The 6869-nt window shown below is 35.8% G+C and carries 8 protein-coding genes and 2 tRNA genes; 6 read left to right on the plus strand and 4 right to left on the minus strand.

Features of this window, described 5'->3' with window-relative positions; all coding sequences use genetic code 11:
- The first annotated feature begins 321 nt into the window (after positions 1 to 321).
- Positions 322 to 1080, plus strand: coding sequence for a hypothetical protein (locus H5126_RS08860; RefSeq protein ID WP_024594743.1), 759 nt, complete (start codon positions 322 to 324; stop codon positions 1078 to 1080).
- Between the two features lie 73 nt (positions 1081 to 1153).
- Here H5126_RS08860 and H5126_RS08865 read toward each other — a convergent pair whose 3' ends face one another.
- Positions 1154 to 2446, minus strand: a complete 1293-nt coding sequence (locus tag H5126_RS08865) for an NCS2 family permease (RefSeq protein ID WP_002961426.1) — start codon at positions 2444 to 2446, stop codon at positions 1154 to 1156.
- Between the two features lie 118 nt (positions 2447 to 2564).
- Here H5126_RS08865 and H5126_RS08870 point away from each other — a divergent pair, with 118 nt between their 5' ends.
- The 3 genes from H5126_RS08870 to H5126_RS08880 all read left to right on the plus strand — a co-directional run bounded on the left by H5126_RS08870 (position 2565) and on the right by H5126_RS08880 (position 4280).
- A complete protein-coding gene (locus H5126_RS08870) occupies positions 2565 to 3029 on the plus strand; it encodes a tetratricopeptide repeat protein (RefSeq protein ID WP_182693823.1) in 465 nt (154 codons plus the stop codon).
- 298 nt (positions 3030 to 3327) lie between these two features.
- A complete protein-coding gene (locus tag H5126_RS08875; RefSeq protein ID WP_002961428.1) occupies positions 3328 to 3762 on the plus strand; it encodes a SulA-like leucine-rich domain-containing protein in 435 nt (144 codons plus the stop codon).
- Between the two features lie 38 nt (positions 3763 to 3800).
- Positions 3801 to 4280, plus strand: a complete 480-nt coding sequence (locus H5126_RS08880; RefSeq protein ID WP_024595938.1) for a YchJ family protein — start codon at positions 3801 to 3803, stop codon at positions 4278 to 4280.
- 74 nt (positions 4281 to 4354) lie between these two features.
- Here the strand turns inward: H5126_RS08880 and H5126_RS08885 are convergent, their stop codons facing one another.
- The 3 genes from H5126_RS08885 to H5126_RS08895 all read right to left on the minus strand — a co-directional run bounded on the left by H5126_RS08885 (position 4355) and on the right by H5126_RS08895 (position 6475).
- Positions 4355 to 5272: a diguanylate cyclase gene (locus tag H5126_RS08885; protein WP_138489334.1), complete on the minus strand. Its 918-nt coding sequence runs from the start codon at positions 5270 to 5272 to the stop codon at positions 4355 to 4357.
- A 193-nt stretch (positions 5273 to 5465) separates the two neighbouring features.
- Positions 5466 to 5768, minus strand: a complete 303-nt coding sequence (locus H5126_RS08890; RefSeq protein WP_002961433.1) for a DUF6172 family protein — start codon at positions 5766 to 5768, stop codon at positions 5466 to 5468.
- A gap of 179 nt (positions 5769 to 5947) precedes the next feature.
- Positions 5948 to 6475 (minus strand): VC2046/SO_2500 family protein, encoded by a 528-nt coding sequence (locus H5126_RS08895; protein WP_033021584.1) that lies wholly within the window; start codon positions 6473 to 6475, stop codon positions 5948 to 5950.
- A gap of 112 nt (positions 6476 to 6587) precedes the next feature.
- On the opposite strand from H5126_RS08895, the gene H5126_RS08900 reads away from it, so the two are divergent.
- A tRNA-Tyr gene (locus H5126_RS08900) sits at positions 6588 to 6672 on the plus strand.
- Between the two features lie 49 nt (positions 6673 to 6721).
- Positions 6722 to 6806, plus strand: a tRNA-Tyr gene (locus tag H5126_RS08905).
- Positions 6807 to 6869 lie beyond the last annotated feature (63 nt).

Raw genomic sequence — 6869 nt, forward strand, 5'->3', positions numbered from 1 at the left:
TGCAAATTTTAACGTTATTATTCATATTATTTATAAAGGCAATACCGCTTAAAACCAAGTGTTATTTACGTAAAATATCACTTTAGGTCTTTAGGTGTGCAATTATCTGATTAGAGCTCAAGGCTAGCATAATAAATATGCTTGAGGTAGCGATGTTTATTCAGCTTTAGTTTATAAGCCCTTAGGGTGACTACGGTTTATAAAGAGCTCAACCTATCAATTTTTTGGTGTATTTTTTAAGTTAATCGGCGCAAAGCTACCCTGTTAACGTATATTTAATGTAAGATTAAATAATTAGGTTATATATCCGAGAATTACACCATGATCGTTTCTATTATAATAGTGCTTATAGTTGCATTGATTGTGATTGCACTTTGGGTAAGTGCTGTACAACAACACAAAGAAAAACAAGAAGCGGAACGCCGCAAAGAGCTAACAAAACAAAAAGCTATAATAGAAGAAACAGAAGAAGCACTAATGAATAGTGCCAATATACCTCTTTCTGAAAATATAATCCGTGTATTGCAACGCCGTATTTACGAAGCATTAAACACGATGGTTACTAGTTCGCCAACATCTAAAGCACTCAAAAGCCGCTTAGGTGAGGCTAAAACGCACCTCACCAATGCAGTTCTAGACAACAGCAGTGAAGCCCTAACGCTACCGAGTAATGACAAGCAGCTTGTTGGCCTAATTCAAGGTATTAAAAAATTACGCTCAATTTTACGCTCTGAACATAATAAAGGTCGTATTGATAGCCAAGTTTTTGTTTTAGAAGATAAACGTCTTGAAAAACTACAACTGCGTATTAATATCGAAAGCCAAATAAAACGTGGCTTATCTGCCCGCTCAGCGAGTATGGTTGGCTCTGCAAGGCAGTATTTTGAAAAAGCACAGGCAACGCTCAATGCAGTTACATACACCGATGAATATGTAACAACAAAACGCCAAGAAGTTGAAGGTTACTTAGAAGCAATTAGTGTTGAACTGCGGGCTTCTAATGCAAGCGCTCTTAAAAAGAAAACAGAAGAAGAGCAAGACGACTTAGATATATTGTTTGCTCCTAAAAAGAAATGGTAATTCTTTTATAAAAGCATTAAAAAAGCCTGCACAAATTAAATTTATGCAGGCTTTTTTGTCTATTTGTTAGTCATTAAGACAAAAATGCAAACTTGAAAACAAACAAGGCTGTTAATATCCAAACACTAATACTGATTTGATCTTGCTTACCACACAATACTTTTACCGCCGTATAAGATATAAAACCAAGTGCAATACCGTGCGCAATCGAAAACGTTAATGGTGTCATTAGTAATACCACAGTAACAGGAATTGCATCGGTCATATCATCCCAATTTACAAACTTTAAATTTTGTAACATCAGTACAGCGACATATAAAATAGCACCTGCCGTAGCATAAGCCGGTACCATTTGTGCAAGCGGTGCAAAAAACATCATTAGTAAAAAGCAAATACCTACAACTACAGCCGTTAAGCCAGTACGTCCGCCAACTGAAACACCAGCAACCGATTCTATATACGATGTAGTCGTAGACGTGCCTAGCATCGCACCTGCAATTGTTGCAGAGCTGTCAGCACTTAGTGCGCGCCCTAAACGAGGCATGTTACCTTTTTCATCAGCTAAACCAGCTTTTTGAGTGACCGCAACTAATGTACCCGAAGTATCAAAAAGATCGACAAACAAGAATGCAAAAATAACACTCATCATTGATATATCAAAAGCGGCGGCAAAATCTAGTTGCATAAAAGTAGGCATTATTGATGGTGGCATAGCCATAACACCGTGATATTCAACTAGCCCTAAACTTAGTGCAATGCCAGTCACTAATAAAATACTAATAAGTACACCGCTTTTAAAATCGCGGTATAAAAGCGCTGCAATTACAAAAAAGCTTAATATAGCCAATAATGGGCCTGGGGAAGTAATGTCGCCCAATTGCACTAATGTTGCTGGGCTTGAGACAATAATGCCTGCATTTTTAAGGGCAATTAAGGCTAAAAAAGCACCTATACCTGTTGCGATAGCTCGCTTGAGCACCAGAGGTATGGCATTAATAATCCATTCTCTGACTTTAAATAAGCTTAAAAATAAAAATATACAACCCGACATAAAAACAGCCCCTAATGCGGCTTGCCAGGTATAACCCATTCCTAATACGACGCCATACGTAAAAAAGGCATTTAGTCCCATGCCAGGCGCTAATGCTAATGGATAATTAGCCCACAAACCCATTATAAAACAGCCTATCGCAGCTGCTATACAGGTAGCTACAAATGCAGCCCCTTGGTCCATCCCTGCCTCAGCAAGCATAGCCGGGTTTACAAATACAATGTATACCATAGTGATAAAGGTCGTTAGGCCAGCAACGCATTCGCGTTTAACTGTTGAGTTATTTTCGCTGAGTTTAAATAAGGCTTCAAACATAATAAACTTGTGATAGTAAAAAGTGACGAGATTTTAACATAAAAATTATCTTTTACAGGACATTTTACCTTGCTATATACTAAACTGTTAAAGTAGTTAAAATAATAAATGAACCAATATGCTTAAAACAACACCTTGTGAGCAAGACTTAGAGCAACAGCTAGACAACATTTTAGGTTTTGTTACTCAACCAGAAAGCAGCCCCGCGCCCATTGATAATAAAAAAGATGAGCAAAGTACTATTAATAAAGCCCTATATTATTTAAAAAATAATCAAGCTCCATTGGCTGCAAAATGGATGCGCCTTGCTGCAATGGCAGGGAACCATAGAGCACAGTTTTATTTAGGTTTATTTTTTGTAAAAGGTGAAGGCGTGCCACAAAGTGTATTTCATGCTGTAGCTTGGTTGAGCTTAGCGAGTAGCCAAGGATACGCACCTGCCACTGCAGCGGTTACAGATATACGCAAACATATCGAAACTAAGCGATTTAAAGATGCTCAATGTTATGCAGCAAGTTTGTACGAACAAATTCACCAACTCCAGTTTTCTCATATGATCCCTCGCACGAGTGAAGACACATAAACCAACTAAGTTATAAGTACTGTATACAGTGTTGAAAAATACTGTATATAGTTACAAAGATACTCCTACTCAGTATAAAACCCACAAATTAAAACATTACTCAAAAATTTATTTTTGAAATACCTTCTCAAAAACAAACCTATAACAAGTTGATTAATAAAGAATTATAGATTTAAAAATAAAAAACAATGATCAAAGGCTGAATAACTGTACAAATAAATAGCATAAAATGCTTGCACGAAAGCACTGTATAAACTACTGTATATGAATACTGTATAAAAACCCAGTGAGTGAAATTATGTTACAGCCTATTACCGTAAGAACAGTTAAAAGTTACCAACAAGACGAGCAAAGCGATTGCGTAAATTTGATCCAAATTGAAGATGAAATTTCAGCGACCTTTGAGCTTTTAAAAGTATTACACCAATACAATAGCTCTAATGCATGGACGTTACTAATTGCGCCAGATCATGTACCTAGCAAAGCTTTACTTGACTCATGCTCTATTGATACAAGCAAATTACTTGTTATTAGACAGAAGCACCTAGTAAATTTAGAGTATGTATTAAATTCTGCGTTACATAATGGAAACTTTGCAGCGGTAATTACCTGGACCGATATAGTTAATAACCAACTACTTACAAATCTATCGTTCGATTTAAGTAAAACGAATACAAAACTATACTGTTTTACTAAAAACGCTCAAACAACAGAGATACCACTCGCTCAATAAGCTTGTTAAACTAATGTTTTAGATTCTGTATTATTATTATGACTTCACTCAATACCACATTATGTTTTTGCAGCAGTGGGCACAATTATGCCGATTGCTGCGAGCCGCTTCACTTATCTGTAAAGCAAGCTGACACTCCTGAACAACTTATGCGCTCACGATTCAGCGCTTATGTTATTAAAAATGCAAAATATGTTTATCAAACCTACGCAAAAGAAAAACAAGCTGAGAATCCGGTTAAAGAAATCAATGATTTTGCTAACAGCTGTCGATTTATAAATCTTGATTTAATTGACTCAAGCCATGATGGCGATACTGGAACTGTAGAATTTAAAGCCCAATATTTTTATCAAAACTTATTTTGTGAGCTTCATGAAAAATCGCAGTTTATTAAAGAAAACACTCAATGGCGTTATTTAGATGGCACTATATATCCTGTTGAAGATATTAAAGTAGGCAGAAATGATAACTGCCCATGCGGTAGCAATAAAAAGTACAAAAAATGTCATAGCATGTAATAAATAATCTTATTTAATATTTATCACCTAAAAGGTGTTTTTAAGTGGCAGAGTGATTTATTAGCTAACTAAACTTAAAAACACACTTTGTTACGCCCTTGCATTTTAGACTCATACATTTTTTCATCTGCGATCTGCAACGTGTTTTTGTTATTTACGTATGGTTGTAGGGTTGCACCGCCAATACTAATAGTCACAAAATCATATTCTGAATATTTGTGTAATATTCCTAAATCGGCCACATTCTGTTTAATTTTATCAGCAACACAAATTGCACCTTCAGTGCTTGTATGCGGTAGAACAACTACAAACTCTTCGCCGCCATAACGCGCAACAAAATCGGTTGGCCTTTGCAAACTATTAGTAATAGTTTGTGCTACTAGGTTTAACACCGTATCCCCCTGCACATGACCATAGATATCATTGTATTGCTTAAAATAATCTATATCGATGAGTAATAATGCATAGTCAACTTTTTCTCGTAAGGCGCTTCGTTCCATTTTAGAAAAATGTGCATCAAAATAACGGCGATTGAATACTTTAGTTAAATCATCTAAAAATACTTTTTGATTGAGTAAGTCGTGTTGTAATTTTAACGTTATATGGGCACGAACCCTTCTAAATAGTGTTTCTTTTACAATCGGCTTTTTAATAAAATCAACAGCTCCGGCTTCCCAACACTCTTCTTCTTCGTTTTCAAAGGATGTAACAAAAATAACTGGGATATCCTGTGTTTCAGTATTATTTTTTAATTTTAAACATGTATCAATACCACTCATTCCACCCATACTAATATCGAGTAGGACTATATCGGGTACATTTACATTACAAATTTCAATTGCTTCTTCACCACTTCCAGCTGTTGTCACATTAAAATGCTCAGATAATATTTTTTTTAATACGATTAAGCTTAATAACTGATCGTCAACTATAAGTACTTTAGAATTCTTTAAACTTAGTTTTAATTGATGGTCAGAGTAATTTATTGGCATAGTAAAAATGTTTTGTTTTTTTAATTAAAAACAGCCTATAGCATCACATTTTGTTATGCAAATGTTAATTAAGAGGGGTTCTACTTATTGGTTATTAATAAAAATGCTTTTTAGTAAATCTTTATTGCATAAAAACAAAAAATGAGCCACTTGGGCTCATTTTATAACTTTGAATACTTAATTTAGTTAAGTATTATTCGTCATCATCTAAATCTAATTGCTGACGTTGAGCAGGTCGAGCTAAAATCTCTACATAGAAAGAGGTCAAACCTTGCTTTTCAATTTCGCCAATTTGGTTACTTAATTCAGCAACGTGCACAACTTGCGCATCTTCAGCTGTGTTACCAAACTTACAGTCAAATGCCCAATAGTCAGCATCTTCAGGTAGCGTTTTATTACGCTCTCTTTTCAAATATTTTTTCACTTCGTGCTTTGCAGCATCAACCATACGAGGGTATTTGATTTTCTCGTGATTTAGCGTGAATGTTTTCTTCATTACGTTCCTAATTACCTTGGTTTAATGATAATGGCATTTCATGTCATACCATTTGACGCCATTATAGCAATTGCATTTAATTTTTGGATGCTTTTTTTTCATTAAATCAATTATTAGCAAATATATAAAGCAGACCCGTTATAAAGCATATATTAACTGATGATTATTACAATCATATATCACACCGCAATAAGCTGAAGTGGTTGATGTATTGCATCACTATTAAGGCTGTCGTAAAAAGCAGCTGCATTTATAGGGGGATTCGCTAGTTGTGTTTGTTCGCTTTTAATTCTTCTTCTGACAGCAAGCTCACAGTTATCTATTATATTAAGTGGAATATGCTTATCATCATTTCTAATCGCAAGTGGTTCAGGGCTTAAGCACTGTCTTAGCTTAATACTTGTCATACCGCAGCGCTCCCCTTCTTGAGATATTAATGATGCATTAAACTGTCCAACCAACATATTGTATTCATCAGGGGCTAAAAGTTGCTTTGGACCTGCGCCAAATTGCTTTCTTAATGCCTCTTCTTCTATAACTAAATTATCTATTTCAGTTTTTGGTAAATGAAATTGGCTAAAGTCGAGTGCGTCATGTGACAGCATCGCTAATAATAGAGAAAATTCGCCACGGCGGTTTTCATGCACACTATTATTGAGCCTACTGTTTAACTGACTCTCTGTGATTAACAAATCATCTATTTGCATAGTCTTTAGTCGATTGTGGTAACTGATAGATATTTATCGGCTTTATTTCAATTTTCTTTAGCTTTTTTCTTTACTTAAATACGCAATTTGCTATTATCAGCGCCGTTGCATTGGAGGGGTTCCCGAGCGGCCAAAGGGATCAGACTGTAAATCTGACGGCTCAGCCTTCGCTGGTTCGAATCCAGCTCCCTCCACCACTTTTCTTACCGCTAAGTTAAGTGGGGCCAAATGCAATAAAATTAGCGTGGAGGGGTTCCCGAGCGGCCAAAGGGATCAGACTGTAAATCTGACGGCTCAGCCTTCGCTGGTTCGAATCCAGCTCCCTCCACCACTTCTCTACTATTCCTATATTCCTATATTCCTATATTCCTATATTCCTATATTCCTATATTCC

Origin of the sequence: Pseudoalteromonas sp. SG45-3 (assembly GCF_014164075.1) — a bacterium.
In the GTDB taxonomy this organism is placed as follows: domain Bacteria; phylum Pseudomonadota; class Gammaproteobacteria; order Enterobacterales; family Alteromonadaceae; genus Pseudoalteromonas; species Pseudoalteromonas distincta.